The organism is Streptobacillus notomytis, assembly GCF_001902585.1.
Lineage (GTDB): Bacteria > Fusobacteriota > Fusobacteriia > Fusobacteriales > Leptotrichiaceae > Streptobacillus > Streptobacillus notomytis.
Window position 1 is genome coordinate 1 of the sequence record NZ_LKKV01000154.1, and the last position, 225, is coordinate 225.

Below are 225 nucleotides of genomic sequence, written 5' to 3' on the forward strand. Positions count from 1 at the left end.
CAACACCTGAATTTGGAGATAAAAAAATTAGTAGAATAAGATTATTTCATATAGCATCAAATGATGTGCGTGGATTAACTCGACCTTATCTAAGAAAAGGATTAGTTTCAAGTTCTCCTACAGGATATCCAGTGGCAAATGATAATACTAGTGATCCAGCTATAAAAAAAGCACTGAATAAAGGGCTAGATAGACAAAATGTTATTGATACTGTCTTAAATTGAC

Annotated in this window: 1 pseudogene; it reads left to right on the top strand. The window is 32.0% G+C overall.

Features of this window, described 5'->3' with window-relative positions:
- A pseudogene (locus BUE91_RS06855) lies at nucleotides 1–224 on the top strand (ABC transporter substrate-binding protein); the annotation flags it as partial.
- Nucleotide 225: the final 1 nt, after the last annotated feature.